The 405-nt window shown below is 38.9% G+C and carries 1 protein-coding gene; it reads left to right on the top strand.

Going from position 1 to position 405, the window contains the following annotated elements; translation table 11 throughout:
- Positions 1-276, top strand: a 276-nt coding sequence (locus tag AC1DG9_RS27805; RefSeq protein ID WP_477623190.1) for a hypothetical protein, incomplete at its 5' end; no start/stop codon positions are given.
- Positions 277-405: the final 129 nt, after the last annotated feature.

The raw sequence follows: 405 nt of genomic DNA, 5'->3' as shown, positions 1-405 counted from the left end.
GGTTTCATGTACTTTGAATCTGTACTTTCTTACCTCGCTACGTTGATAAATGACATCTCTTTAATGAACTTCGCGGGTCACCTCACGGATCCCCTTCTTATATCTTTAAAGTCCTGGTCTGTGTTTCTGCAGGGTCGTATTGCTCCCCGCTTTCTGTTTAACCATTCCTTTATTTCAATCTTTTTTTATTCTGTTAACAAACTCCGTTTGGCAACTCCCGTTTTGTTTGGGACTGCAAAGGTAGAAATCTTTTTCTGTTTTGCAAATCTTTTTTGAAACTCTTTTTCACCTTCCTTTTTCACTGTTTCCCTTCCTCCGAAGYGGGATGCAAAAGTAGGAAAATTCAGCCACCACGCAAACATTTATACACTATTTCTTACAAAATATCCCTAACATCCCTAACTC

This window comes from Pedobacter sp. 05L430 (assembly GCF_056397585.1).
Note: the sequence above shows the minus strand (reverse complement) of the source record. Positions and strands in the feature narration are given on the sequence as shown.